The sequence below is a fragment of the Gemmiger formicilis genome, from assembly GCF_016901605.1.
GTDB classification, from domain to species: Bacteria; Bacillota; Clostridia; order Oscillospirales; family Ruminococcaceae; genus Gemmiger; species Gemmiger formicilis_B.
Genome location: NZ_JACJKP010000572.1, coordinates 1 through 309, shown reverse-complemented (window position 1 = coordinate 309; position 309 = coordinate 1). Strand labels below are relative to the sequence as shown.

The 309-nt window shown below is 48.5% G+C and carries 1 protein-coding gene; it reads right to left on the bottom strand.

Annotated features, from left to right (window positions below; genetic code table 11):
• Positions 1 to 309 (bottom strand): pseudouridine synthase (locus tag H6B10_RS15980; RefSeq protein ID WP_243427437.1); only part of this gene is annotated, 309 nt, incomplete at both ends.

Here is a 309-nt window from a genome sequence, read left to right as displayed (position 1 = left end):
TTGCGGGCTTTGATTGCTTCCGTCAAAAAATGTTCCGCTGCTTTATTTTTGGCTAATAATATAAGACCACTGGTGCCGGTATCCAGGCGATGGCACAGCACAGCTTGTGCAGAATGGCTGTTTGCGGACAAGGTAGCCTGTACACGCTTAAGCAATGTGTCCGAGGCGGGGCCGTCCACTTCAATTCCCGCGGGCTTATTGGCGATAATCAGATCATCATCTTCATAGACAAATACTGCGGGCGGCAAAGGCTTTTTTTCTAATTGATCGTCATTCAGGAATAACCGGATGACATCGCCGTTCTGCACA